A 24,873-nucleotide genomic window follows, 5' to 3' on the forward strand; every position below is an offset into this window, starting at 1 on the left:
CTGTCGAAGGAAGCGGGCACCCGTCGCGCCCGGACTCGAAGGAGAGCGACATGCAGCGGCAGCTCGGAGTGAACACATGGGTGTGGGCCTCGCCGCTCGACGACGCGGGGCTGCTCGCGATCGCCGAGCGGGCGAGCGGGATCGGCTACGAGCTGCTCGAGCTGCCCGTCGAGTCGCCGGGTGACTGGTCGCCCGCGCTCGCCGCCGAGCGGCTCGCCGCGCTCGGCATGGGCGCGCGGGTGGTCGGCGCGATGGGGGAGGGGCGGGATCTGCTCGACGACGCGCTGCGCGAGGCGACGCAGCGCTACCTGCGGCACTGCGTCGACGTCGCCGTCGCGGTCGGATCGCCCACCGTCGCCGGTCCCTTCACCGCCCGCACGGGCCGCGTTTGGCGCATGGACGCGGGTGAGCGTGCGGCCGCGATCCGCACCCTCCGCGAGGCGCTCCGCCCGGTCGCCGGCTACGCGGCCGAACGTGGCGTGATCCTCGCCGTCGAGCCGCTGAACCGCTACGAGACGAGCCTCATCAACACGGTCGAGCAGGCGCTCGACGCGCTCGATCCCCTGTTCGGGGCGGGCGTCGGGATCGCCCTCGACTCCTACCACCTCAACATCGAGGAGCGGTCGCCGGCCGAGGCGATCCGGGCCGCGGGATCCCGCACCGCGGTGGTGCAGGTGTGCGGCAACGACCGCGGGCCGGTCGGACCCGACCACACCGACTGGTCGGCGTTCCTCGACGCCCTCGACGACGCGGGGTACGCGGGCCCGCTCACGCTCGAGAGCTTCACCGGCGACAACGACACGATCGCCACCGCCGCGTCGATCTGGCGGCCCCTGGCCGACAGTCAGGACGAGCTGGCCCGCACCACGTTCGACTTCCTCACCGATCTGCAGCAGCGAAGGAGCAGCCGACCATGACCCACGAGGCATCGCACCCCGTCACCCTGTTCACCGGCCAGTGGGCCGACCTGCCCTTCGAGGAGGTGGCCCGGCTCGCCGCCGAGTGGGGGTACGACGGGCTCGAGATCGCGGCCTCAGGCGATCATCTCGATCTCGCGCGCGCCGACGAGGACGACGCCTACCTGCGATCGCGCCTCGATATCCTCGACCGCAACGGCCTGCGCGTGTGGGCGATCTCCAACCACCTGGCGGGGCAGGCGGTCTGCGACGACCCCATCGACTTCCGCCATCGGGCCATCGTGCGCCCCTACGTCTGGGGTGACGGCGATCCCGAGGGGGTGCGGCGGCGCGCGGCCGAGGACATGCAGCGCGCAGCCCGAGTCGCCCGCAAACTCGGCGCCGACGTCGTCACGGGGTTCACCGGCTCGAAGATCTGGCCCTACGTCGCGATGTTCCCGCCGGTGCCGCAGTCGGTCATCGACGACGGCTACGAGGATTTCGCGCGACGGTGGAACCCGATCCTCGACGTCTTCGACTCGGAGGGCGTGCGCTACGCCCACGAGGTGCATCCATCCGAGATCGCCTACGACTACTGGACGACCGTGCGCGCCCTCGAGGCCGTCGACCACCGGCACGCCTTCGGCCTCAACTGGGACCCGAGCCACCTCGTGTGGCAGGGCGTCGACCCGATCGGCTTCATCGTCGACTTCGCGGATCGCATCTGCCACGTCGACTGCAAGGACACCCGCCTGCGGCCGCCCACGGGGCGCTCGGGGATCCTCGGATCCCACCTGCCCTGGGGCGACCCGCGCCGCGGCTGGGACTTCGTCTCCACGGGTCACGGCGACACCCACTGGGAGGATGCGTTCCGCGCGCTCGGATCGATCGGCTACACCGGCCCCATCTCGATCGAGTGGGAGGACGCCGGGATGGACCGCCTGCACGGCGCGGCCGAGGCGGTGGGCAGGATCCGGTCCCTGCTCTGGCGGCGACCCGAAGCCGCGTTCGACTCCGCCTTCTCGAACCAGTAACCGCCCGGCCGCCGCTGCCGCTGTTCGCGGCATACTGTGCTCTGCCGCGCTGCCGCGCTGCCGCGCTGCCGCGCTGCCGCGCTGCCGCGCTGCCGCGCTGCCGCGCTGCCGCGCTGCCGCTCGGTCGCGCTGCCGCAGGGCGATCGGGGTCATTTTCGTGCGTGTCGCTTCGCACGACACGCACGAAAATGACCCCGGATCCGCGACACGGCCGAAAGCGACCCCGATTCGCGGGCGAGGGTTCGGCCGCGCGTCGGGGCGAGGGTTCGGCCGCGCGTCGGGGCGAGGTGCGGCCGCGCGTGAGGGGCGCGGCAGGCGTCGGCGGCGCGGGATGACGCGCGCCGGGCGGAATGTCGGCGGTCGCTGCTAGCGTCGAGTCTGTACCGTTCGAAGGAGGATCCGCATGACCGCACCCGCTCGCACCACCATCGGCACGTCAGGCATCGAGATCGCCGCGCTCGCGCTCGGCGGCAACGTCTTCGGCTGGACGGCCGATCGCGATACGTCTTTCGAGGTGCTCGACGCCTTCCTCGCGGGCGGCGGCGATTTCGTCGATACGGCCGACGGATACTCGCACTGGGTGCCGGGCAACGGGGGCGGTGAATCGGAGACGATTCTCGGCGAGTGGTTCGCGGCCCGCGGCAACCGCGACGACGTCGTGCTCGCCACGAAGGTTTCGACGCACCCCGATTTCTCGGGGCTCGCGCCCGACAACATCCGGGCGGCGGCGGATGCCTCACTGCGGCGGCTGCAGACCGACCGGATCGACCTCTACTACGCGCACTTCGATGATCCCGAGACGCCGCTCGAGGAGACGGTCGCCGCCTTCTCCGAGCTCGTCGATGCGGGCAAGGCGCGTGCGATCGGCATCTCGAACTACACGGCCGAGCGGGTGGCCGAGTGGATCGGCATCGCCCGTGACGGCGGGTACCACCTGCCTGTCGCACTGCAGCCTCAGTACAGCCTCGTCGAGCGCGGGTTCGAGAGCAACGGGCTGCGGGAGGTCGCCGAGCGTGAGCGTCTCGCGGTCTTCCCGTACTACTCACTGGCGAGCGGGTTCCTGGCGGGGAAGTATCGGGATGCCGGCGACGCCGCGGCGCCGGGCGCGAGCCCGCGGGCCGAGGGCGCCATCGGGTACCTCGATGACCGCGGACGCGCGGTGCTCGCCGCCCTCGACGAGATCGCCGCCGTGCACGACGTGCCAGCCGCGGCGGTGTCGCTGGCGTGGCTGCGTGCTCAGCCGACCGTCGCTGCGCCCATTGCGAGCGCTCGCAACACCGCGCAGCTTCCCGCGCTGCTCGCCTCCCTCACGCTCGACCTCACGGCAGACGAGGTGGAGCGCCTGAGCGCGGCGTCGGCGTAGACCGCGGCTCGCCCCGTCGAGATACGGATCTTGCAGCTGCCACCCCCGGGTGGGCATGCGAAATCCGTATCTCGGGCAGAGGTGCGCGGATCGTGCGCGACCCTGAGCAGACTCGGTCTACGCTCGTCGCGCCGTACGGGATCCTCCGCTAGAGTTTAACTAGCTTATCTAGCAAATTTTTGGGGAGGTGCGGTGGTGGAGACGGGGACTGCGAAGAAGCGTGGGGTCGGCGCGCGCTGGCTGCGGGTGCTGCTGCCCGCGCTGCTGATCGTCGTGTGGTTCGCCGCGGCGGGCATGGGCGGCCCGCTGTTCGGCAAGGTCGACGAGGTGTCGTCGAACGACCAGACGGCGTACCTGCCGGAGTCGGCCGAGGCCACCGAGGTGCAGCGCGCGCTGCCCGAGTTCCTGGGCGACGACGTGATCCCGGCGGTCGCGGTCTTCTCCTCGGAGGACACGATCGACGCTGCCGCTCTGGATCGGCTCGGCGATGCGCTGGCCGACGCCGAGCGCATCGATGGCATCGAGAGCGGTGCGTCTCCTCTCATCCCATCTGACGACGGTCTCGCCGCGCAGGCATTCGTGCCCATCGACGCCGATGCCGACATCTCTGACGCGGTGGCGCAGCTCGGCGACGAACTGCGCGCGTCGGCGCCGGACGGGATCGTCGTGCACGTCACCGGCCCGGCGGGCTTCACGGCCGATCTCGTCTCGGGCTTCGCCGGCATCGATGGGATCCTGCTGCTCGTCGCCCTGCTGGCCGTGCTCGTGATCCTGGTCATCGTCTACCGCTCGCTGCTGCTGCCCGTCGTGGTGCTCAGCACGAGTCTGTTCGCGCTCTGCACGGCCCTGCTTGTGGTGTGGCACCTCGCGGACGCCGGCGTGCTGCTCCTCAGCGGGCAGACGCAGGGCATCCTGTTCATCCTCGTGATCGGCGCCGCGACCGACTACTCGCTGCTGCTGGTGGCCCGCTTCCGCGAGGAGCTGCGGGTCACGCGCGACCGCGGCGCGGCCGTACTGGCCGCCGTACGCGGATCCCTCGAGCCCATCGCCGCCTCGGGCGGCACCGTGATCGCGGGCCTGCTGTGCTTGCTGCTCAGCGACCTCAAATCGAACAGCACGCTCGGCCCGGTCGCGTCGATCGGGATCGTGTTCGCGATGCTCTCGGCGCTCACCCTGCTGCCGGCGCTGCTCTTCGTCTTCGGTCGGGCCGCCTACTGGCCGCGGCGACCGAAATACGAGCCCGACGTCGTGCGCGAGGAGCACGGCCTGCCGAGCCGCGGCGCCTGGCGCCGCCTGGCCGAGCTGATCCGCAGGCGCCCGCGCCCGATCTGGATCGTCACCGCGATCGTGCTCGCGCTCGGCGCGGCCGGCGTCACCCAGCTGCAGGCACAGGGTGTTCCGCAGTCGGATCTCGTGCTCGGCCAGTCCGAGGCGCGCGACGGGCAGGCGGTGCTCGGCGAGCACTTCCCGGGCGGATCGGGCAGCCCGGTCTACGTGCTCACCCCCGAGGACGAGCTGCAGAGCACAGCCGACGTGCTGCTCGCGCACTTGGGTATCGAGGGGGTGACCGTGACGAGCGACGACTCGCCGAGCGGCTCCGCGCCCGTCACCGAGCGCGGGATCGAGGCCTACGGCCCGCCGGGCACTCCCGCTCCCGAGCCCACCGTCAACGACGGGCGCGTGCTGCTGCAGGCCACGCTCGCCGACGCTGCCGACTCCGACGCTGCGGCGAAGACCGTCACGAGCCTGCGCGAAGAGCTGCACGGTGGCGGCCCCGGAGCCTCTACCGATGCCGCGGACCGCGCGGCCCTCGTCGGCGGCGTCACCGCCACCGCGGTCGACACGAACCAGGCGTCGATCCACGACCGCAACCTCATCATCCCGCTCGTGCTCGTCGTCATCCTCGTGATCCTGATGCTGCTCCTGCGCTCCGTCGTGGCACCGATCCTGCTGATCCTCACCACCGTGCTCTCCTTCGGCACGGCCTTGGGTGTCGCGGCCCTGGTGTTCAACGGCGTGTTCGACTTCCCCGGCGCCGACCCCGCGGTGCCCCTCTACGGCTTCGTGTTCCTCGTCGCCCTCGGCATTGACTACAACATCTTCCTCATGACCCGGGTGCGCGAGGAGTCGGCACGGCACGGCACGCGCGACGGGATCCTGCGCGGCCTCACCATCACGGGCGGCGTCATCACCTCGGCGGGCCTCGTGCTCGCTGCGACGTTCGCGGCGCTCTCGGTGATCCCGATCCTGTTCCTCGTGCAGATCGCGTTCATCGTCGCGTTCGGCGTGCTGCTCGACACCTTCATCGTGCGCTCCCTGCTCGTGCCCGCGCTCGCGACCGACATCGGGCGGGCGATCTGGTGGCCGTCGAAGCTGGGGAAGGGTGCACGATGAGGATCTGGTCGCTGCACCCGCAGCATCTCGACCGCATGGGGCTGCTCGCCTGCTGGCGCGAGACGCTGCTCGCACAGGCCGTGCTCGCAGAGCGCACGCGCGGTTACCGCAACCACCCGCAGCTCGAGCGCTTCCGCGCGCACCCGCGTCCGCTCGACGCGGTGGGCGCCTACCTGAGCGGCGTCGCCGAGGAGGCCGGGCGGCGCGGTTATCGCTTCGACGCGGCGCGCATCCTGAGACCGGGATCCCTCGCGGACGACGACCGAATCCCGGTCACCGAGGGTCAGCTCGCCTTCGAGTGGCAGCACCTCGGCCGCAAGCTGCGCGAGCGCGACCCCGATCGAGCCGCCGCTTGGGAGGTGTCGGAACCCGTGCCGCACCCGGTGTTCTGCGTCGAGCCGGGGTCGGTCGCGTCGTGGGAGCGGCCCTGATCGCCGGTGTGCGAAGGCGCGGGATCGGCCCGCCGGCTCAGCTCTCCAGGTCGAGTGCGGCGCTCACGGCGTTCATCACGCGCGTCGCGGCGTCCAGCTCGTCGTCGTCGAAGGGGGCGAGCGCGTCCCGGAGCGCCGCGAGGTGCGGGCCGTAGCTGCGGAAGAACTCCGCGCGCGACGCATCCGTGAGCTCGACGACGCGTGCGCGCCGGTCGCTCGGGTGGGGAGCGCGCCGCACGTGCCCCGATGCCGCCAGGCGATCCAGCAGCTTCGTGGTCGACGCGGTCGAGATGCGCAAGTGCCGCGCGATTTCGTTGGGGCTCACCGAGCGCCCCTGCTCCTCGCGGATGATGAGCAGCCGCAGCGCCGCGACATCGCTCGCGTTCATGCCCATGCCGTGCTTGAGGCTTCCCGACATGCGGTCGTGCGCGTCGCCGAAGCCGCGCACGGCCCGCAGCGCCCGCAGCACGAGCTCGGTGCGGCGGCGATCGCTCGCGGAGTCGCGGGGATCCCGATCCGGATCCCCCGCGTGCGGGCCGGCAGCGGGGCGACGAGTCATGGCTCCATTCTCGCGCACGGCCCTCCGCCGCCCGAACGGCTGGGGTTCGCGAGGGCTCCTGGCCTCTGCACGATGCCCTTCGAGAGGCGGATTTCGCAGGCCGTCCCGCGATCGAGCATGCGAAATCCGTATCTCGGCGGGGGCGAACCTGCGTCGCGCGGTCGGCGCGCGCCGGATCCGCCTGGGAGAATGGAGCGGTGACTCAGCATCCGGATCCTGCGCAGCCCAGCCCCTCCGAGACAGCGGCGGATCCTCACCCCGAACGCACCACCGCCGGCGTCGGCCCCTGGCCCGGGGGCCGCGACGCGTGGCCCGACGAGGACCGCTACGACCCGGAACTGCTCGAGCACGGGGACACCCGCAACGTGATCGATCGCTACCGGTATTGGCGCATGGAGGCGATCGTCGCCGACCTCGACGAGCACCGGCATCCGTTCCACGTCGCGATCGAGAACTGGCAGCACGACATGAACATCGGCTCGATCGTGCGCAGCGCCAACGCGTTCGCCGCAGACACCGTGCACATCGTGGGTCGCCGTCGCTGGAACAAGCGCGGCGCGATGGTCACCGACCGCTACCAGCACGTGGTGCACCGGCCCGACGTGGCGGCGCTCGCCGAGTGGGCGCGCGAGCAGGGCATCCCGATCATCGCCATCGATAACGTCCCCGGCTGCGTGCCCATGGAGACCTTCGAGTGGCCCGAGCGCTGCGTAATGCTGTTCGGGCAGGAGGGGCCGGGGCTCACCGCCGAGGCGATCGCGGCGGCCGAGGCCGTCGTGGAGATCACGCAGTACGGATCCACCCGCTCGATCAACGCGAGCGCGGCGGCCGCGGTCGCCATGTACTCCTGGGTGGGGCAGCACTCGCCGCTGCGGCCGGGCGCGGGCTAAGGCAGCGCCGGAAGCCGATGCGCCCCCGGATGAGGAGATCGCGATTCAGGCGGGTGTATTCAGCGAAATCACCCGCCTGAATCGCGATCTCCTCACTGGGAAGCGCGGGCGACCGAGCCGTCTACGATGGCGGGATGACCGACGCGCTCGTGACCGAACGGCTGATCCTGCACCCGCTCACCCGTGCAGAGGCCGAGGCCATCGTCGGGCGAGGCTCGGACGGACCGGAGTACCCGAGCCCGGCCGATGTCGAGGCAGCCGTCGACTTCATCGGCCACTGCGATACGAGCGGCGATCCGCAGCCGTTCGGCGCCTATGAACTGCGGCTCCGCAGCACGGGATTGCCGATTGGCGGCGCCGGGTTCAACCGTCCCCTCGATGATTCCGGGGCGACCACCGTCGGATACGGGTTGATCGAGGCGGCGCGGGGGCAGGGCTACGCGAGCGAGGCGCTGCGCGCGCTGCTCGACTACGCGCGGGCTCTGGGCGCGACGAGGATCCTCGGCAGTGCGAATCGAGACAACACCGCCTCCTGCCGGGTGATGGAGGCCGCGGGCATGCGGTTCGTCCGCTCCGACGAGCGAGAGCACTTCTACGCCACTGCGTGGGGCGAGCCTTCACGAGGCACTGCCCGATCCTGAGCTCGGTCGCGCAGCCGCCCGATCGGAATCGGGGGCGCTGCGGGGTCTCGCCGCGGGCGAAGTGGGGGATGAGCGGCACCTGCCCCACCTTCAGGAAGATGCAGGGCGTGAGGGCGGGATCGCGTGGTGCTCCGCCCACGGCTTCGTGCAGGCGGCTGGCGGATCCTTCACCGCTCCGCCCGGGTGTAGACCTGCCCCGGTGTAGTCCTCGCGCACGGTGTCTCGGATCTGCACGGGTGCGGGAGGTCTACTTCGGCTGACGGATCCGGATCCCCGATCCCGCCCTCACACCACGTCGCGACGCCAGCGCAGCAACCAGCCGGCCGCGAGCGCCACCGCGGCGTAGGCGACGATCACCGCGAACCCCGCCCAGATGCCGAGCGCGCCCGAGCCCTGCGGAGCCGACGGGTCGAGCGCCGACAGGTTGTTCATCAGGCTCGCCCCGACGAAAGCGTCCGTCGCGGCACCCGGCAAGAACTTCGCCACCTGCGCGCTCCACTCCCAGAACTGCGCGCCGGTGCGCAGCAGCGGCTCGACGAACTGGGTGAACACGAGGGCGATCACGATCGCGACGGCCTGATTGCGCACGAGCACGCCGATCCCGAACCCGATGACCGCCCAGATGCCGAGCACCGCGAGCACCCGCCCGATCACGGCCCAGGTCTCGCCCGTGCCGAGCATCGGATCGGCGCCGGTCGCCGCGAGCACGCTCGCACCGGCCCCGACCGCGCCGATCAATCCTGCCGCGCCCAGTGCGATGCCGAAGCCGAGCAGCACGACGGTCTTGCTCAGCAGCACCAGTCCGCGACGGGGCTCGAGCGTGAAGGTGAGTCCGAGGGTGCGGTGCCGCAGTTCGCCCGTGGCCGTGAGCGCGCCCAGCAGCAGCGGCACGACGTAGCCGAAGCCCGACACCGACGAGTAGACCATGTCGGCCGCGCTCTGGGCCGGCAGCGCCGGAGCTCCCTCGCCGGCGCCCGCGAGCGCCTCGCCCATCGCACTGAACATGAATCCGAACATCGACGCGATCATCGCTGAGTACGCGGCGATCACGATCGCGAGGATCCACCACAGCTTTGTGGAGAGCACCTTGCGCCACTCCGACGAGAGGGAGCGGGTGATGCGGTTGCCGCTCATCGCGGGCCTCCTTCCGCGGGGGCGGGTGCGGGGGCTGGGGCGGGTGCGGAAGTCGGTGCGGGATCGGAGGGCCCCTCCGGGCTCGGCCCTGCAGCCCCGCCCTCGATCAGGTCGAGGAAGATCTGCTCGAGCTCGCTCTCCTCGACGCTCAGGTGGGAGAGCGGGATCCCGGCCCGCAGCGCGATCTCGCCGACGGCGGCGGGCTCGATCCCGCTCACCCGCATCGTCTCGCCGCGCACCCCGTGCACCTGCCCGCCCGCGGCCTGCAGGGCCTGCGCGAGCCCCGGCTGATCGGCGGCCGAGACGAGCACCGTGCGCTCGCCGTCGCCCCGCTGTAATTCGGCCAGCGTGCCCGCGAAGGCGAGCTCGCCGCGGCGGATCACCACCACGTCATCGACCGTCTGCTGCACCTCGCTCAGCAGGTGCGACGACAGCAGCACGGTCTTGCCCTCGCTCGCGAGGTGGCGCAGGAAGAGGCGGATCCAGCGGATGCCCTCGGGGTCGAGGCCGTTGATCGGCTCGTCGAGCAGGATCACCTGGGGCTCGCCGAGCAGCGCCGCCGCGAGTGCGAGCCGCTGGCGCATGCCGAGCGAGTAGCCTCCGGTCTTGCGGTCGGCGGCGCCCGCGAGGCCCACGAGCCCGAGTTTCTCGTCGATGCGTTCGCGGGGTACTCCGATGGCGCGGCGCACGATGTCGAGGTGCGCCCGGCCGGTGTGCGCGGGGTGGAAGTTCGCGGAGAGGGCTGAACCGACGGTGAGCGCCGGGCGCTCGAGGGCGGTGTAGGGCGTGCCGCCGATGGTGGCAGTGCCCGAGTCGGGACGCAACAGGCCGAGCACCATGCCGAGCGTGGTCGTCTTGCCCGAGCCGTTCGGGCCGAGGAAACCCGTGACGCGACCCGGTTGCGCGGTGAAGCTGAGGTCGCTCACGGCCTGCACGCCGCCGAAGCGCTTCGAGAGGTGCGCGACCTCGACCGCGCGCTGCGTCTGCGTCATGGGGCCTCCTCGCTCGCCTGTGCAATAACTCTATACGAGCTAGAACTATTGCCGCCAGGACTCCCCTTGTTCTGCCCGTGCCCGGCAAGCATTCGCGAATGCGAAACGCGGAGTCCCGATTTGCCCCCTCAGCACTTCGCGAGGCAGCAAATCGGGACTCCGCGTTTCGAGCGCCTCCGGGCCTAGTGCCCGCCGCCCGTGTACGGGCCGAGCTCGGCGAGCCGCCGCATGTGCTCGGCGAGCGCGAAGCGCGGATCCACCGTGTTCTCCTCGCCGAGCACCAGCTGCGCGGCCCACTCGCCGAGCTGGGGCGAGAACTTGAAGCCGTGACCCGAGAGACCCGCGATGGTGACGACGCGATCGGTGCGGTCGACCACGGGCAGGCGGTCGGGCGTGTACGCGCAGTGGTGCACGCTCTCGCGCACGGGCTCGGGGTTCACGCCGTCGAAGAGTTCGGCGGCGCGCTGCCCGATCTTGATGAGCTCCTCGCGGGTGTGGTGGGTCGGCACCTCGGAGACGTCGCGGAACACCGGCCACTCCGGGTTGGTGCAGGCCTTGAACGCGTAGCCGTCGAAGCTCGGCGCGCCGAAGAAGTGCACGGATCCGGCGTCGCGCAGGAACGCGGGGAACTTCGAGGGGGCGAAGGCGTCCGGATCCCGCGGCATGAACCACGTGAGCCCGAGCACCTGCAGGCGCAGCAGCTCCTTGAGCTGGGGGCGCAGGCGGGTGGACCAGGATCCCGAGGCGATCACCACGGTGCCCGCGAGCCAGGCGCCCTGCGTGGTGCGCACGACGACGCCGTCGGGGCGCTCCTCGATGTCGATGACGGGCGTGTTGAAGAAGAGCCGCGCGCCGTTGCGCTCGGCGAGGTCGAGCGCGCTCATCACGGCGACCTCGGGGCGCAGGCCGCCGCCGTGCTCGTCGAGCAGCGCGATGTCGTCGTCGTTCACGAGGTGCTGCGGGTACTCGGCGCGCAGTTCGGCGTTCGAGAGCACTCGGTGGGGGATGCCGAACTCGCGCACGTTGTTCATGGCGATCTCGAGGTCGGGGAAGCCCTCGGGGCCGATCGACAGGCAGCCGACCTCGGCGTAGATGTCGCGCCCCGACTCGGCCTCGAGTTCGCGCCATAGATCGCGCGAGCGCTGGATCATCCTCACGTAGGTGCCGCCCTCGTGCACCGCGGTGCGGAACACCCGCGATTCCCCGGCGTACGATCCGTGCGAGTGCACGCGGCCGTACTGCTCGATCCCCACGACGTCGATGCCCTCGCGCTTGCTCAGCTGCCACAGTGCCATCGACCCCACGGAGCCCGCACCGATGACGACCACGTCGGTCTTCTGCAGTTCCATTCGATCCTCTTCCGTTCTGTCATCCCGCGAGCAGTCGCAGGATCGCTGTCTTCCTCTGTCGCCCTGCGCGCAGCCGCAGGATCTTGTCGTGTGCGCGAGCGCGGCGGCGCGCTCCGCGCGGGGGTGCTCAGGCGAGGGCCGGCTTGTCCCAGAGCTTCAGCTTCGTGCCGATGCCGCGCTCGACCGCGTTGCGGTAGACCTTCGTGGCCCAGGCCACGTCCTCGACGGGCATGCCGCCGACCGAGTAGATGAAGACCTCGTCGTCGTTCTTGCGGCCGGGGGTGTCTCCCTCGATGATCTCGCCGAGATCCTCGAACTGCTCGGGGGTCATGCGGCCGTCGCGCACGCGGTCGACGAGCGCCATGCCCCAGATGCCGACGGTGTCGTGCGCGTTGCCGGGCAGCTCGGCGCCCCAGGCCTCGTAGATGCTGCGGGCATCGGCGACGTGGCGGGCGCGCTGCACGAGGCTCTCCTCGAGGGCGAGGTGCGCGGAGCAGAGCACGAGGGCGCCGGGCTTCACCCACTCGTCGGCGACGTAGGGGTAGTTCTCGACGCCGGAGGGGCTCGGGATCGCGATGCTCACGATGTCGCTGCCCTCGACGGCGCCCTGCAGCGTGTCGACCTGCTCGATCGCGGTGATGCCGGGGAAGTTCTCGCGCACCCAGTCGATGTAGCCGTCGATGCTGCCCTGGCTGCGACCGAACACCTTGAGCGTGTCGATGCCGGGGCGCACGGCGACGAGGGCCTCGAGCGAGGTGCGGTTCATGGGGCCGGGGCCGGCGATGCCGACGACCCTCGCGTCCTCGCGGGCGAGGTGGCGGGCGCCGACGCCGGGGATGGCGCCGGTGCGGTAGGCGCTGAGCAGGTTCGCGGACATGTGCGCGAGGGGCGCGCCCGTGTCCTTGTCGTTGAGGGTGAACATGAGGATCGAGCGGGGGAGGCCGATCTTGCGGTTCTCGACGTTGGATCCGTACCACTTGCAGCCGGCGGTCTGGAAGCTGCCGCCGAGGTAGGCCGGCATCGCCATGAAGCGGCGATCGGGTCCGTCGAGCGGCATGCCTTCGAAGGGCGACTCCTGCGGGAAGTAGATCTGCGCGCCGTGCAGGTCGTTCTCGACCCCGGCCATGCGGTAGTCGCCGCGCTTGAAGTCGACGAGCATCTCGCTCATCGTGTCGACGCAGGCGGCCATGTCGGTGACGCCTGCGGCGATCATGTCGGGCTCGCTCAGGTAGAGGAACTCGATGGTGGTGTCGGGTGCGTTCTGGGTATCAGGCACGGCGGTGTGTCCCTTCGGTCGGTGAGGTCAGCCTAGAACTATCCAAATGGATAGTCAAGTGCCGTTTTCAGGTGCCTGGGGGAGGCCCGCTGCCCTCCTCCCTGCTCGTTCGAGCACCGATCGACCCTCGAGCACCCGCCTGCGCGAAAACGAGGTGCTCGAACATCGATCGGTGCGGCAGGGGAGGCGGGTGCGGCGGTCGGGGAAGGGGCGCCGCCGCGCGGGCTCTATCGGAGCGCGGATCAGTGCACTGCGGGCCGTGACGCGGATCAGCGCGCTGCGGCGGCCTCGATGAGCTCGCGGATCCGCCGCACCGCGGGCGCGGGATCCTCCGGGCAGACCAGCTGCTTGAACACGATGCCGTCGAGCGCGAACCAGATCAGCTCGGTCAGCTCGGGGTCGTCGACGCCGAGCCGGTGCAGCTGCCGTGCGATCGCGTCCCGGTACGCCTGATAGTGGCGCTCGGCAAGCGGTTGCAGCTCGGGCCTCCGCCGCGATTCGAGCAGCAGCTCGTACTGGAACGACTGCACGCCGGCCTCGCGATCCGCCAGCGACTCGATCCCGTCTGCGAACTCCTGCGCGGTGAGGCCGCTGCTCAGCATGTTGGATCCGCGCAGACTCTCGTCGATCGCGTACTCCATCGCCTCGGCGATGAGCTGGTCGCGCGTGCCGAAGTGGTGGCGCACGAGCCCGTGCGAGACTCCGGCCTCTGCCGCGACGGCCCGATAGGTCAGTGCCCGCAGCCCGCCCTCGGCGACGACCACGACGGTGGCGCGCAGCAGCGCGGAGCGCCCAGAAACGTCTTTCACATCACCGAGCGTAGCGAACCGCTGCTCTGCCCGACGCCGGAGGCGCGACACGCCACCTCCTCCGATCGCAGGCGACGTGTCGCGACTGCCCGTCCGAGAAAGAGGTCAGGGCGCAGGGCCCGGCCGAGGTGCGTAGGCTTGACGCATGCGCCTGTACCTCGCCTCGACGTCCCCCGCCCGGCTCTCGGTCCTGAGGGGCGCGGGCATCGAGCCGATCTGCTTCTCGCCCGAGGTCGACGAGGACGCGGCGGTCGCCGCGCGCGAGGCCGAGCTGGGCCGGTCGCTCAGTGCGCCCGAGTTCACCGAGTACCTGGGGCGGCTCAAGGCCGAGGACGTGGTGCGCCGACACGGGCACGAGATCGACGGTCTGGTGCTGGGCGGCGACTCGATGTTCCTGCTCGACGGCGAGATCCTGGGCAAGCCGCATGAGCCCGAGGTGGCGCTCGCACGCGCGAAGCACCACCGCGGTCGCACCGGGGTGCTGCACTCGGGGCACTGGCTCATCGACTGCACGGGAGGCGAGGTGCGGGGAGCTGCAGGATCCGTCGACACCGCCGAGGTGGAGCTGTCGGCCGATCTCACCGACGAAGAGCTCGCGGCCTACGTCGCGACGGGGGAGCCGCTCGAGCTGGCCGGGGGCTTCGCCATCGACGGGCTCGCGGGGGCGTTCATCGAGCGGATCGAGGGAGCCCCGAGCTGCGTGATCGGACTCTCCCTGCCGGCGCTGCGCCGCCTCGTGATCGAGCTGGGGCACTCCTACCCGGCGCTCTGGAACCGCTGAACCGCCCCGCCTGAAACGCAGAGTCTCAGAATGCTGAAACCCGTCGTACGGTTCTGACAATTCGGGACTCCGCGTTTTACCTCCGGGCGAGCAGCGCGACCGTGAGCGTCGCGATGACGGTTCCGTCGGCGAGATCCACCCCCAAGAGCTCCTCGATGAGCGCGATCCGCTGGTAGAACACCGACCGCGACAGTCGCGCGCGCTGCGCCGCGAGCGAGCGGTTGGTGGGGTGATCGAGATAGGCGCGCAGCACCGCCAGCAGGTCGCCGCTGTGACCCGGGCCGCCGGCGGCGTCGTGCTCGATGAGCGGGGCGAGCGTCTCCTCGGCGAACTCCTGCACCTCCGGCAGCGCGGCGAGCCCCCGCACCAGGTACGCGAGCGGCTGGCGCTCGGCCTGCTGCACAGTGACGCGGCCGGCGCTCGCCGCCGGATCCAGCGCCCCCGCCGCGCGCACCTGCTCGAGCGACGAGATCAGCCCGCGCACCCGCCCGTCGGCGGCGCCGAGGCTCAGGTGGGCGCGCCAGGCGGGCGGCACGGTGCTGGGCAGCAGCGCGTCGAGTTCGCGGGCGAGGCGCGAGGCGAGGGCCGGCACGCGGCCCTCGAGTGCGTCGGCGCGCGGATCGCCCGGAGGGAACGAGAGCAGCGCGATGAATGCGGGATCGGCGCCGGCCTCCGGGCCGGTGTCGGGAGCGAGGATCACCCTCCCCTCCGGGGCCACCGCCCGCCTGAGCGCCGTGGCGAGCAGGGCGTGCTGCAGTGACGCGTCGCCGCCGAAGTTGCCCGCGCCGCGCAGGGTCGCGCCGAGCAGCCGCCGGCCCGAGACCGGTAGGCCGGCGGCGGCGAGTTGCACCGCGAGCTCCTCGTCGCGGCGGTAGCGTCCGCCGAGCAGTACGTCGAAGAGGCGCTTCGACGAGAGCTGCAGCCACTGCCCGCCCTCGGGATCCGCGAGACGCCCGAGCGCGAGCGCGAACGCGCCGAGCTCGAGCACGGTGCGTCGCCCGGCGGGGTGGTCCGGACCCGGCAGGGCGGTCAGTCGACCCCACCGTCGGCCCTGCGCTTCGACCGGCACGCGCTCCCAACCGCGCGGAAGTTCGAACTCCTGGCCGTCGGCGCCGGCCCACGGGGCGAGCGGGTGCTCCTGTGCTGAGGCTTGCGCCGGCGCCTGCGCCGGACCGGACCCTGATCCGCCCGCCCCATCGGCTCGACCGGCCCAGGCGACGACCCGTCTCGCGGAGTCCTCGAGCACCACGGCCGTGCCGAGCGTGTCGGCGAGGCGCTCGATCACGTAGTCCACGGGGCTGCGGTTGAGACCCAGCTCGGTGAGCATCGCGTGCACCTCGGCCCGCGCCGCGAGCGCCTCGGTCTGCGCGGCGAGGATGCGCTGATGCACGCGCTGCGTGATCTGCACGAATCGCACTTCCCGGTGCAGCGCGATGAGGGGGACGCCCCGGCGCTCGCACGCCTCGAGCAGCGGCGTCGGCGGATCCGCGAAGAAGCGCCCGAGCTCGAGCACCACGGCCGCGGGCTCGGTGTCGAGCAGCGTCGCGGAGAGACGTTCGAGCTCGGCCCCGCTGCGCGGCCAGCCGGCTCCGGTGGTGAGCACCAGCTCGCCGCCGTCGAGCAGGCTGACCGCGGCGGATCCCGCGACCACGTGCGCCCAGCGGATCTCGCGGTCGAGTCCCTCCGACCCCGCGAGCACCCGCGGATCGCCGGCGAGCACCTCGGGGAGTCCGAGCGCGTCCGCGACGCTGATGCTGTTCTGCATTGTTCCTCGTTTCCGGTGGTGCTGATGGGGTGGGCGGATCCAGCGCCGCGGATCTGCCGAACGCCGCGGATGCCGAACGCCGGACGGATCTCCCAGAAATGCACCGCTGTTCGGCAGATCTGTGCTTCTCGGGCGCGGGAGGGGTTGTCGAACAAAGTGTACGGGAACCGGCGTAAAAGCGGATGGAGTGACGGTGTTCAAGGCGGATCAGCCCTGAAATACTGGGCCATATCGGAGTTCGGCGATCCCGAACATATTGATCGAGAGGAACGCGGATGGCACTCATCCCTCATATCATCGGTGGCGAGAAGGTCGATGCGGCTGAGCGCACCCAGCCGGTGTACAACCCGGCGACCGGCGAGCAGCAGCACGAGGTCGCGATCGCGTCGGCCCAGACGGTCGAGGAGGCTATCGCCGCGGCCAAGGCCGCGCTGCCGATGTGGCGCAAGACCAGCCTCACCAAGCGTGCCGATGTGTTCTTCAACCTGCGTCAGCTGCTCAAGCAGCGCACCCCCGAGCTGGCCGCGATCGTCACGAGCGAGCACGGCAAGGTGCTCTCGGACGCCGCCGGCGAGATCGCCCGCGGCCTCGAGAACGTGGAGTTCGCGTCGGGCCTGCTGCACCTGCTGAAGGGCGAGCGCGACGAGCAGGTCTCGACCGGCGTCGACGTGCACTCGATCAAGCAGCCGGTGGGTGTGGTCGCGGCGATCACCCCCTTCAACTTCCCGGTCATGGTGCCGCTGTGGATGATCGCCTCGGCGATCGCGTGCGGCAACACGGTGGTGCTGAAGCCCTCGGAGCGCGACCCCTCCGCGTCGGTGTTCATCGCCGAGCTGTTCCGCGAGGCGGGCCTGCCCGACGGCGTGCTCAACGTCGTGCACGGCGATAAGGTGGCCGTCGACACGCTACTCGACAGCCGCGACGTGAAGGCGATCTCTTTCGTGGGCTCGACCCCGATCGCGAAGTACATCTACGAGCGGGCCGCCGCGAACGGCAAGCGCGTGCAGGCGCTCGGCGGCGCGAAGAACCACATGATCGTGATGCCCGACGCCGACCTCGACGGCGCCGCCGACGCAGCGGTCTCGGCTGCCTACGGCTCGGCGGGCGAGCGCTGCATGGCCGTGTCCGTCGTCGTCGCGGTCGGAGGCGTGGGTGACGAGCTCGTCGCGAAGATCGCCGAGCGCATGGAGAAGCTCAAGATCGGCGACGGCACCGATCCCGCATCCGAGATGGGCCCGCTCATCACCGCCGAGGCCAAGGCCCGCGTGGAGTCCTACGTGGCCGGCGCCGAGGCCGAGGGCGCGACCGTGGTCGTCGACGGCCGCGAGGCGAAGTTCGACGGCGACGGCTTCTTCACGGGCGTCTCGCTGCTCGACCACGTCAAGACCGACAGCAAGGTCTACCTCGAGGAGATCTTCGGCCCCGTGCTCGCGGTCGTGCGCGTCGACACCTACGAGGAGGGCGTGCAGCTCATCAACGACCACCAGTTCGGCAACGGCACCGCGATCTTCACCCGCGACGGCGGCGTGGCGCGCCAGTTCGAGTTCGAGGTCGAGGCCGGCATGGTCGGCATCAACGTGCCGATCCCCGTGCCCGTCGGCTCGTTCTCGTTCGGCGGCTGGAAGGACTCGCTCTTCGGCGACGCCCACATCTACGGCCCCGAGTCGATCCACTTCTACACCCGCTCCAAGGTCGTCACCACCCGCTGGCCGAAGCCCGAGCAGTCGAAGGTCGACCTCGGCTTCCCGAGCAACAGCTGACGCGTCGGGAGAGAATAAGAGACATGACTGATTACATCGACCTGAACGGCGCCGAGCAGGCCTTCGGCGACACCGACGCCCAGCGCGAGGTGCGCCGCAACGACCGCGACTACGTCTTCCACTCGTGGTCGGCGCAGGCGCAGATCAACCCGCTGCCGGTCGCCAAGGGCGAGGGCGTGCGCTTCTGGGACTACGACGGCACCGAGTACCTCGACTTCTCGTCGCAGCTCGTCAACCTGAATCTCGGCCACCAGCACCCCGGTCTCGTCAAGGCGATCCAGGATCAGGCCGGCCGTCTGGCCACGATCCAGCCCGCCATGGCGAACGACGTGCGCGGCGAGCTCGCGAAGCGCATCGTCGAGCACTCCTTCGAGGGCGCCCGCTCGGTGTTCTTCACCAACGGCGGCGCCGACGCGAACGAGTACGCGGTGCGCATGGCCCGTCACCACACCGGCCGCCAGAAGGTGCTCGCCCGCTACCGCTCGTACCACGGCTCGACCGCGACCGCGATCACGCTCACGGGCGAGCCCCGCCGCTGGGCCAACGGCACCCCCGATGCCGGCGTGGTGCACTTCTTCGGCCCCTACCCCTACCGCTCGGAGTTCCACGCCGAAACCCCGGAGCAGGAGACCGAGCGCGCGCTGCAGCACCTCGAGCACACGATCCAGCTGGAGGGCCCGAACACGATCGCGGCGATCATCCTCGAGAGCGTCACCGGCACCAACGGCATCCTCGTGCCCACGCCGGGGTACCTCGAGGGCGTGCGCGAGCTGTGCGACCGCTACGGCATCGTGATGATCTGCGACGAGGTCATGGCGGGCTTCGGCCGCACCGGCGAGTGGTTCGCGTTCCAGGCGTTCGGGGTCACCCCCGACCTCGTGACCTTCGCGAAGGGCGTCAACTCGGGCTACGTGCCGCTGGGCGGTGTCGTGATCTCCGAGCCGATCCACAACACCTTCGCCGATCGCCCGTTCCCGGGCGGCCTCACCTACAGCGGCCACCCCCTCGGCGCCGCGGCCGGCGTCGCCACCTTCGACATCTTCGAGGAGGAGCAGATCCTCGAGCGCGTGCGCGACCTGGGGTCGCGCGTGGTCGGGCCGCGTCTGCGCGAGATGGCCGAGAAGCACCCGTCGGTCGGCGAGGTGCGCGGCACGGGCCTGTTCTGGGCGATCGAACTGGTGCTGGATCGCGAGACCCGCGAACCGCTCGTGCCGTTCAACGCGGCCGGCGAGGCTGCAGCCCCGTTCAACGCGGTCATCGGCGCCTGCAAGCAGGCCGGTCTGTGGCCCTTCGCCGCCGGCAACCGCCTGCAGGTCGCGCCGCCGCTGATCATCAGCGAGGAGGACCTCGTCAGGGGCCTCGACATCATCGACGAGGCGCTGAACGTCGCCGACGGCTACTACACCGGCGCGTAGCCACCCGGCGTCACCCGCTCCCTTCGACGAGCTCGGGGAGCGGGTGGCGCCGCAACCGCCGCGCGAAGTCGCAGGATCCCTGTTGATGGGATCCTGCGATTTCGCGCAGAATGACGTAAGTCGAGAGACGCAAACCAAGGAGCATCATGGCCAAGTACCGAGTGCAGAACCCCGCGACGGGCGAGATCATCGAGACGTTCGACAGCGCGACCGACGCCGAGATCGAGCAGCAGCTCGCCGCCGCCGATGCGGTCTACCGCGAGTGGCGCGAGAAGAGCGTGCAGGAGCGCGCCGTCGTCGTGAAGCGCGCGGCCGAGATCTTCGAGGAGCGCAAGGATGAACTCGCTCGGATCATCGCGACCGAGATGGGCAAGTCGCTCGCGGAGTCGATCGACGAGGTCGAGTTCGCGCGCGACATCATCGAGTACTACGGGGTGCACGGCCCGAGCCTCATCACCGACTACGAGATCCCGAGCACGATCCCGGGCAAGGCCTACGTCGAGCACCGCCCCATCGGCGTGCTGCTCGGCGTGATGCCCTGGAACTTCCCCTACTACCAGGTGGCTCGCTTCGCCGCGCCGAACCTGCTGCTCGGCAACACGATCCTGCTCAAGCACGCCGATATCTGCGCGCGCTCGTCGCTGACCATGCAGGAGATCTTCGAGCAGGCCGGCGTGCCCGTCGGGGGCTACCAGAACGTGTTCGCCTCGCACGACCAGATCGCGACGATGATCGCCGATCCGCGCGTGCAGGGCGTCTCGCTCACCGGCTCGGAGCGGGCTGGCGCGATCATCGGGGCGCAGGCCGGCCAGCACCTGAAGAAGTGCGTGCTCGAGCTCGGTGGCATCGACCCGATGGTGGTGCTCGACAGCGACGACGTCGCGGCGACCGCGGCCGAGGCCTGGAACTTCCGCGTCTACAACGGCGGCCAGGTCTGCAACTCGAACAAGCGCCTCATCGTGATGGACGACATCTACGACGAGTTCGTGGCCGAGCTCAAGAAGCTCGCTTCGGGCCTCACCCCGGGCGACCAGCTGAACCTCGCCGAGGGCGAGTTCGCCCCGCTCTCGACCCGCGCAGCCGCCGAGACGGTGCACGCGCAGGTGCAGCGCGCCGTCGAGGAGGGCGCGACCCTTGAAGCCGGCGGTGTGCTCTCCGAGGGTCCGGCGGCCTACTACTCGCCGGCCGTGCTGACCGGTGTGCCCCGCGACTCCGAGTCGTACCGCGAGGAGATCTTCGGCCCGGTCGCGACGGTGTACCGCGTGTCGAGCGACGAGGAGGCACTCGAGCTCGCGAACGACTGCGCGCTCGGCCTCGGCGGCTCGGTGTTCTCGACCGATGAGGCCCGCGCGGCACGCGTCGCCTCGCGGCTCGAGGTCGGCATGTCGCACGTCAACACCATCGCGGCCGAGGCGGCCGAGATCCCGTTCGGCGGCGTGAAGCGCTCGGGCTTCGGCCGAGAGATGGGCCCGCTCGGCATCGGCGAGTTCGCGAACAAGCGCCTGTACTTCGTCGCGGCATAGCGCGCCGCGTTCCTGAGCGTCGATATGACGCGTGTGGCCCCTCCTCGGGAAGAGGAGGGGCCACACGCGTCATATCGACGGCGCATCGAGCGGGGTCGGTACCCCCCTCTTCGTCGTGCGGCGGCGCAGGGTCACGGCGCGTCGTCGACCACTCGCGTCTCGATCGCCGTGCTGCTCGTCACCTCGTTCGCGCCGAAGCCGAACACGGCGACCCCCGTCAGCATCCGTTCCCCGATCACGAGGCCCGTCTCGGGGTCCACAATGATCTCCATCCGCTCGTCGTTCCGCAGAGCCTCGGTGCGTCCGAACGCCACACCCTCCATGCCGTCGAGGTTCGGAACCCCGGCCGTGCTCGTGACTCCGGGTACGAGGGCGAGCGCTTCGAGCAGCGCAGCTCGCTGGGCGGCCGGGATCAGACCCGTGCGCAGTAGGCCGGCGATCCGATCGAAGTTATCCTCGGCGCGCGACGCCGACGCGTCGGCGTATTGGCCGTCGATCCAGGCGTAGGCGGCTTCGCCGCTCTCAGTGGGGATATCGCCGAGGTCGACGCCGATCCAGCCCTCTTCGAGACCGGGGTCGGCAGCGGGATCCGTGCCCGGCGGCAGATCACCGAGTCCGTGGTAGAAGGCACCATGGGGTGCGGTGAGGTGCTCGACGTGTTCGCCGGATCCGGGTTCCGCAGTGACCGCTTCTCCTGCCCCCCAGTCGCGTACGAGCACCCATTCGTCGCTCGGATCTGCGGGCATGTACACGTCGATCCTCTGCTCGTTCGGCTGGTATTCCGCGGTTGCGGGATCCGCCTCGTCGCCTGCGATCACCCCCCAGTCGGCCCGAGTGCTCGCCAGCAGGTACTGGCCCGGAGCCGGCACCGCGTCCTCGAATGCGACCGTCGTGCCCGCGATCTCCCGCAGCAGCTCGCTCGCGCGGGCGGACTCGACCGCCAGCGCGACGTTGCCGCCGACCAGTGTGAGCGCGAGGGCCCCGCCGACGGCGCCGAGGCTCCAGCCGACCCGGTGGCCCACCCGCTTGCGGTTGCCGACGTGGGACGCGGCGGGCACGGGATCCGCGATCCGCACCTCCTGCTCCTGCGGGGCCACCTCGCGCATCGCCCGGTCGAGGCGGGCGAACGCCGGCGCCAGCTGCGCGGGCGTCGGCTCGGTCACTTCTGCGCGCAGGGACTGCAGCGCGGTGTAGTCACTCATGGACGGTCTCCTTCAACTCGGTGACGGTTGGCGGGGCGTCGCGCAGCACGCGGCGCGCCCGATTGAGTCGTGAGCGCACCGTGCCGACGGGGATCTCCATCGCCTCCGCGATCTGCTCGTAGCTCAAGCCCTCCCAGGCGAAGAGCAGCAGGCAGTCGCGGTCCGCCATCGAGAGCCGCCGCAGTTCGCGGGCGACGCGGCGCACCTCCAGGCGCGTCTCGGCGATCTCGGCGAGTTCGTCGGCGATGCTCTGGATCGGCGCCTCCGCCGCGGCCCGCTCAGCGGATCTGAGCGTGCGAGCCTCGGCGATGCGGTGGCGGTGGATCAGATTCGTGGCGATCCCGAGCAGCCACGGTCTCGCGTCCTCCCGTTCGAGATCGAAGCGGCCGCGCCGCTCGAACGCGATGAGGAAGGTTTCGCTCGTGACGTCGTCGGCGACGCTGCTTCCGGTTCGGCGCGCGACATAGCGGTGCAGGGCCGCGGCGTGACGATGGAAGAGTTCCCCGAAGACGGCGGGCTCCGCGAGTGATCGTGCGATCAGGATGGAATCTGTGCTCACATAGGGGTATTCCCCGGGCGGAGCGGAAAAGTTCACGATTCACGCCGGCAGCGCTCCGTCGAGCAACCGCGCCCGGTCGAATCCGGAGTCGGGTAGGAGCGGTGATACGCCGGGCTCACGCCTCGGGCGAGTCGTCCATGGTGCCGGTCTCGGGGCTGCCGGCCTCGGGCGCGTAGCGCAGCAGCACCGCCCCGGCGCTCCCCGAGACCGGCGGCTCGATGAGGCGCAGGTTCGTGGGTGCCGCCCCGTCTGGGAAGACCCTGCTGCCCTCGCCGAGCACGATCGGGTAGACCCAGAGCTTCAGCTCGTCGAAGAGGCGCTCGGCGACGAGCGTCTGCACGAGGTCGATGCTGCCGATGACGTGCACCTCGTCGTGCCGCTCGCGCAGGCGCGCCAGCTCGCCAGGAAGGTCGTCTCCCACGCGCGTGCTGCCCGGCCAGCCGAGCGGGAAGTCGCGGTTGCGCGTGGCGACGTACTTGGGCAGCGCGTTCAGCACGCGGCCGACCTCGCTGTCGCCGTGCTGCGGCCAGTATTCCGCGAAGATGTCGTAGGTGCGGCGGCCCAGCAGCAGCGCGTCCATGCGGTGCATGCCGTCCATGACGGATCGGCCGACCATGTCGTCGGGGTGCGGCGCCTGCCAGCCGCCGAAGCGGAAACCCCCGGCGGGATCCTCGTCGGGCGCGCCCGGGGCCTGGGCGACCCCGTCGAGCGTGGTGAACAGGTCGATCACGATGCGACCCGCTGCTGCGTTCTCGGTCATGATGGCTCGAACCGGTCGTCTATGGGCGGTCTCAGATTCCGGGCACCGAATCCGGGCCCGCGCCGTGCTCCTCGGTGTACGCCTCGGGGCCCTGCTCGGCGGCCTGCGGCTCCATGTAGGTGAACTCGATGATGTTGCCGTCGGGGTCCTGCATGCTGCGCTGGTACATGAAGCCGTAGTCCTGCGGCTCGCGGTTCTCGGTGCCGCCGGCGGCGAGGCCGGCCTCGACTGTCGAGTCGACGTGCTCGCGGGAGTCGCGGGTGAATGCGACGATCGCCTGCGCGCTCTCGCGCGGATCGGCGATCGGCTTGTCGGTGAACTGCGCGAAGTGCTCGTGGGTCAGCACCATGAAGAACGTGTTCTCGTCCCAGACGACGCAGGCGGCGTTCTCGTCGGTGAACAGCGGATTGATGTCGCAGCCCAGCGCCGTGTAGAAGGCCTTGCTGCGTTCGAGGTCGGTGGTGGTGAGGTTGACGAAGATCACGTGAGGCTCCCTTGGCTCGCTCGTCGGATGACTCAAGCTTGCAAAAAACTCGCGAGCTTGTCGAGGGCAAGCGGCGAGATTCGTTCGGCGCCGGCCTCGGAGCCCCGCCACGGGACCCTGGGATCGCCTGGAGCGGGGCGCCATTGTAGGCCTCCGGCCCCGTTGTAGACCTCTCGCACCGCGCGAGAGGTCTACAACGGGGCGAGGAGTCTACGCCGGCGCTGTGGGCGAACGCCGCGATCGTCGTGCTGCTCACCCCGCTCGCGCCGATGCTCGCGGGATGAAAGGGGGCGTCCTGCCCCGTCTCGTCGTCACATCATCGTCATTTGCATAGCTCTGCTATGCAAATGGGTGTATGATTGTTTTTGTGGTTGAAGATAACGCTCAGAATGCATCGAATCTTGATGCTCTTGCGCTTGAGCTGACCCGTATCAGCGGTCGGTTCTCCCGCATCGCGGGCCGCACCGCGGGCGTGGGCTACTCGCTCGTCGCCTGGCGCGTGCTCGCCGAACTCGAGCAGTCGGGTTCGGCGCGCGTGAGCGAACTCGCCCAGCAGCAGCGGGTCGCGCAGCCCTCCATGACCGGACTCGTGCAGCGCCTCGAGCACGAGGGCTGGGTCGACCGGCACCCCGATCCCGATGACGGCCGCGCCACCCGCGTGGGCATCACCGAGGCGGGCCGTGCGGCTCTCGACGAGTACCGCGGCATCGCCGCCGATCGCGTGCGGCCGCATCTCGGCGAACTCTCCGACTTCGACCGGGCGACGCTCGCGCGCGCGGTCGAGCTGCTGCAGCAGCTGAGCGAGCGGATCGAGGATCCGCGAGCCTGATCCACGGCCGCCCGCCCGGCGCGCGCG

23 protein-coding genes are annotated in these 24,873 nt (G+C 70.6%); 12 read left to right on the plus strand and 11 right to left on the minus strand.

The window, feature by feature from the left end; all coding sequences use genetic code 11:
* Positions 1–50: 50 nt before the first annotated feature.
* From KVY00_RS10765 to KVY00_RS10785, 5 genes are all read left to right on the plus strand, one after another.
* Positions 51–917, plus strand: a complete 867-nt coding sequence (locus tag KVY00_RS10765; protein WP_223042956.1) for a sugar phosphate isomerase/epimerase family protein — start codon at positions 51–53, stop codon at positions 915–917.
* Entirely contained in the window at positions 914–1,930 is a 1,017-nt protein-coding gene (locus KVY00_RS10770; RefSeq protein WP_223042957.1) for a sugar phosphate isomerase/epimerase family protein, read from the plus strand. The genes KVY00_RS10765 and KVY00_RS10770 overlap by 4 nt, the downstream gene beginning before the upstream one ends.
* Positions 1,931–2,333: 403 nt before the next feature.
* On the plus strand, positions 2,334–3,293 hold the full coding sequence (locus KVY00_RS10775) for an aldo/keto reductase (protein ID WP_223042958.1): 960 nt from the start codon (positions 2,334–2,336) through the stop codon (positions 3,291–3,293).
* 294 nt (positions 3,294–3,587) lie between these two features.
* Positions 3,588–5,687, plus strand: a complete 2,100-nt coding sequence (locus KVY00_RS10780; protein ID WP_223045285.1) for an MMPL family transporter — start codon at positions 3,588–3,590, stop codon at positions 5,685–5,687.
* A complete protein-coding gene (locus KVY00_RS10785; protein ID WP_223042959.1) occupies positions 5,684–6,118 on the plus strand; it encodes a pyrimidine dimer DNA glycosylase/endonuclease V in 435 nt (144 codons plus the stop codon). Before KVY00_RS10780 ends, KVY00_RS10785 begins: the two co-directional genes overlap by 4 nt.
* 37 nt (positions 6,119–6,155) lie before the next feature.
* On the opposite strand, the gene KVY00_RS10790 is transcribed toward KVY00_RS10785, so the two are convergent.
* Positions 6,156–6,677, minus strand: a complete 522-nt coding sequence (locus tag KVY00_RS10790) for a MarR family winged helix-turn-helix transcriptional regulator (protein ID WP_223042960.1) — start codon at positions 6,675–6,677, stop codon at positions 6,156–6,158.
* Between the two features lie 197 nt (positions 6,678–6,874).
* Here KVY00_RS10790 and KVY00_RS10795 point away from each other — a divergent pair, with 197 nt between their 5' ends.
* Positions 6,875–7,567, plus strand: coding sequence for a TrmH family RNA methyltransferase (locus KVY00_RS10795; RefSeq protein ID WP_223042961.1), 693 nt, complete (start codon positions 6,875–6,877; stop codon positions 7,565–7,567).
* A 134-nt stretch (positions 7,568–7,701) separates the two neighbouring features.
* On the plus strand, positions 7,702–8,208 hold the full coding sequence (locus KVY00_RS10800) for a GNAT family N-acetyltransferase (protein ID WP_223042962.1): 507 nt from the start codon (positions 7,702–7,704) through the stop codon (positions 8,206–8,208).
* A gap of 285 nt (positions 8,209–8,493) precedes the next feature.
* On the opposite strand, the gene KVY00_RS10805 is transcribed toward KVY00_RS10800, so the two are convergent.
* From KVY00_RS10805 to KVY00_RS10825, 5 genes are all read right to left on the minus strand, one after another.
* Positions 8,494–9,342, minus strand: coding sequence for an ABC transporter permease (locus tag KVY00_RS10805; RefSeq protein WP_223042963.1), 849 nt, complete (start codon positions 9,340–9,342; stop codon positions 8,494–8,496).
* Positions 9,339–10,334, minus strand: a complete 996-nt coding sequence (locus tag KVY00_RS10810; RefSeq protein WP_223042964.1) for an ABC transporter ATP-binding protein — start codon at positions 10,332–10,334, stop codon at positions 9,339–9,341. Before KVY00_RS10810 ends, KVY00_RS10805 begins: the two co-directional genes overlap by 4 nt.
* Before the next feature lie 182 nt (positions 10,335–10,516).
* Positions 10,517–11,683 (minus strand): N-methyl-L-tryptophan oxidase, encoded by a 1,167-nt coding sequence (gene solA / locus KVY00_RS10815; RefSeq protein ID WP_223042965.1) that lies wholly within the window; start codon positions 11,681–11,683, stop codon positions 10,517–10,519.
* 127 nt (positions 11,684–11,810) lie between these two features.
* Positions 11,811–12,959: a tyramine oxidase subunit B gene (locus KVY00_RS10820; protein ID WP_223042966.1), complete on the minus strand. Its 1,149-nt coding sequence runs from the start codon at positions 12,957–12,959 to the stop codon at positions 11,811–11,813.
* A 269-nt stretch (positions 12,960–13,228) separates the two neighbouring features.
* A complete protein-coding gene (locus tag KVY00_RS10825) occupies positions 13,229–13,768 on the minus strand; it encodes a TetR/AcrR family transcriptional regulator (RefSeq protein ID WP_223042967.1) in 540 nt (179 codons plus the stop codon).
* Positions 13,769–13,913: 145 nt separating this feature from the next.
* Here KVY00_RS10825 and KVY00_RS10830 point away from each other — a divergent pair, with 145 nt between their 5' ends.
* Positions 13,914–14,549: a Maf family protein gene (locus KVY00_RS10830; RefSeq protein WP_223042968.1), complete on the plus strand. Its 636-nt coding sequence runs from the start codon at positions 13,914–13,916 to the stop codon at positions 14,547–14,549.
* A gap of 76 nt (positions 14,550–14,625) precedes the next feature.
* Here the strand turns inward: KVY00_RS10830 and KVY00_RS10835 are convergent, their stop codons facing one another.
* Positions 14,626–16,314, minus strand: coding sequence for a PucR family transcriptional regulator (locus KVY00_RS10835; RefSeq protein WP_223042969.1), 1,689 nt, complete (start codon positions 16,312–16,314; stop codon positions 14,626–14,628).
* 275 nt (positions 16,315–16,589) lie between these two features.
* On the opposite strand from KVY00_RS10835, the gene KVY00_RS10840 reads away from it, so the two are divergent.
* From KVY00_RS10840 to KVY00_RS10850, 3 genes are all read left to right on the plus strand, one after another.
* The gene (locus tag KVY00_RS10840) at positions 16,590–18,074 is read left to right on the plus strand and encodes a CoA-acylating methylmalonate-semialdehyde dehydrogenase (RefSeq protein WP_223042970.1); all 1,485 of its coding nucleotides are present in this window, start codon (positions 16,590–16,592) and stop codon (positions 18,072–18,074) included.
* Positions 18,075–18,097: 23 nt separating this feature from the next.
* On the plus strand, positions 18,098–19,489 hold the full coding sequence (locus tag KVY00_RS10845; protein WP_223042971.1) for an aspartate aminotransferase family protein: 1,392 nt from the start codon (positions 18,098–18,100) through the stop codon (positions 19,487–19,489).
* Between the two features lie 146 nt (positions 19,490–19,635).
* Positions 19,636–21,012 carry an NAD-dependent succinate-semialdehyde dehydrogenase gene (locus KVY00_RS10850; RefSeq protein WP_223042972.1) on the plus strand — a complete coding sequence of 459 codons (1,377 nt, stop codon included), beginning with the start codon at positions 19,636–19,638 and terminating at the stop codon, positions 21,010–21,012.
* 131 nt (positions 21,013–21,143) lie between these two features.
* On the opposite strand, the gene KVY00_RS10855 is transcribed toward KVY00_RS10850, so the two are convergent.
* The 4 genes from KVY00_RS10855 to KVY00_RS10870 form a co-directional block, all read right to left on the minus strand.
* Positions 21,144–22,214 carry a hypothetical protein gene (locus KVY00_RS10855; RefSeq protein ID WP_223042973.1) on the minus strand — a complete coding sequence of 357 codons (1,071 nt, stop codon included), beginning with the start codon at positions 22,212–22,214 and terminating at the stop codon, positions 21,144–21,146.
* Complete coding sequence (locus tag KVY00_RS10860) at positions 22,207–22,773, minus strand: RNA polymerase sigma factor (protein WP_255572603.1); 567 nt, start codon at positions 22,771–22,773, stop codon at positions 22,207–22,209. The genes KVY00_RS10855 and KVY00_RS10860 overlap by 8 nt, the downstream gene beginning before the upstream one ends.
* 115 nt (positions 22,774–22,888) lie before the next feature.
* The gene (locus KVY00_RS10865) at positions 22,889–23,533 is read right to left on the minus strand and encodes a dihydrofolate reductase family protein (protein ID WP_223042974.1); all 645 of its coding nucleotides are present in this window, start codon (positions 23,531–23,533) and stop codon (positions 22,889–22,891) included.
* Positions 23,534–23,564: 31 nt separating this feature from the next.
* The gene (locus KVY00_RS10870) at positions 23,565–24,017 is read right to left on the minus strand and encodes a VOC family protein (protein WP_255572604.1); all 453 of its coding nucleotides are present in this window, start codon (positions 24,015–24,017) and stop codon (positions 23,565–23,567) included.
* Between the two features lie 367 nt (positions 24,018–24,384).
* Here KVY00_RS10870 and KVY00_RS10875 point away from each other — a divergent pair, with 367 nt between their 5' ends.
* Positions 24,385–24,846 carry a MarR family winged helix-turn-helix transcriptional regulator gene (locus KVY00_RS10875; protein ID WP_255572605.1) on the plus strand — a complete coding sequence of 154 codons (462 nt, stop codon included), beginning with the start codon at positions 24,385–24,387 and terminating at the stop codon, positions 24,844–24,846.
* The last annotated feature ends 27 nt before the right edge of the window (positions 24,847–24,873 follow it).

The sequence above is a fragment of the Leucobacter tenebrionis genome, from assembly GCF_019884725.1.
GTDB lineage: Bacteria > Actinomycetota > Actinomycetes > Actinomycetales > Microbacteriaceae > Leucobacter > Leucobacter tenebrionis.

Bases quoted from the DNA above. Each gene is read 5' to 3' on its own strand.
- KVY00_RS10765 (WP_223042956.1), top strand. From the start codon at position 51: ATGCAGCGGCAGCTCGGAGTGAACACATGGGTGTGGGCCTCGCCGCTC.
- KVY00_RS10770 (WP_223042957.1), top strand. From the start codon at position 914: ATGACCCACGAGGCATCGCACCCCGTCACCCTGTTCACCGGCCAGTGG.
- KVY00_RS10775 (WP_223042958.1), top strand. From the start codon at position 2,334: ATGACCGCACCCGCTCGCACCACCATCGGCACGTCAGGCATCGAGATC.
- KVY00_RS10780 (WP_223045285.1), top strand. From the start codon at position 3,588: ATGGGCGGCCCGCTGTTCGGCAAGGTCGACGAGGTGTCGTCGAACGAC.
- KVY00_RS10785 (WP_223042959.1), top strand. From the start codon at position 5,684: ATGAGGATCTGGTCGCTGCACCCGCAGCATCTCGACCGCATGGGGCTG.
- KVY00_RS10790 (WP_223042960.1), bottom strand. From the start codon at position 6,677: ATGACTCGTCGCCCCGCTGCCGGCCCGCACGCGGGGGATCCGGATCGG.
- KVY00_RS10800 (WP_223042962.1), top strand. From the start codon at position 7,702: ATGACCGACGCGCTCGTGACCGAACGGCTGATCCTGCACCCGCTCACC.
- KVY00_RS10805 (WP_223042963.1), bottom strand. From the start codon at position 9,342: ATGAGCGGCAACCGCATCACCCGCTCCCTCTCGTCGGAGTGGCGCAAG.
- KVY00_RS10810 (WP_223042964.1), bottom strand. From the start codon at position 10,334: ATGACGCAGACGCAGCGCGCGGTCGAGGTCGCGCACCTCTCGAAGCGC.
- solA (WP_223042965.1), bottom strand. From the start codon at position 11,683: ATGGAACTGCAGAAGACCGACGTGGTCGTCATCGGTGCGGGCTCCGTG.
- KVY00_RS10830 (WP_223042968.1), top strand. From the start codon at position 13,914: ATGCGCCTGTACCTCGCCTCGACGTCCCCCGCCCGGCTCTCGGTCCTG.
- KVY00_RS10835 (WP_223042969.1), bottom strand. From the start codon at position 16,314: ATGCAGAACAGCATCAGCGTCGCGGACGCGCTCGGACTCCCCGAGGTG.
- KVY00_RS10840 (WP_223042970.1), top strand. From the start codon at position 16,590: ATGGCACTCATCCCTCATATCATCGGTGGCGAGAAGGTCGATGCGGCT.
- KVY00_RS10845 (WP_223042971.1), top strand. From the start codon at position 18,098: ATGACTGATTACATCGACCTGAACGGCGCCGAGCAGGCCTTCGGCGAC.
- KVY00_RS10850 (WP_223042972.1), top strand. From the start codon at position 19,636: ATGGCCAAGTACCGAGTGCAGAACCCCGCGACGGGCGAGATCATCGAG.
- KVY00_RS10855 (WP_223042973.1), bottom strand. From the start codon at position 22,214: ATGAGTGACTACACCGCGCTGCAGTCCCTGCGCGCAGAAGTGACCGAG.
- KVY00_RS10865 (WP_223042974.1), bottom strand. From the start codon at position 23,533: ATGACCGAGAACGCAGCAGCGGGTCGCATCGTGATCGACCTGTTCACC.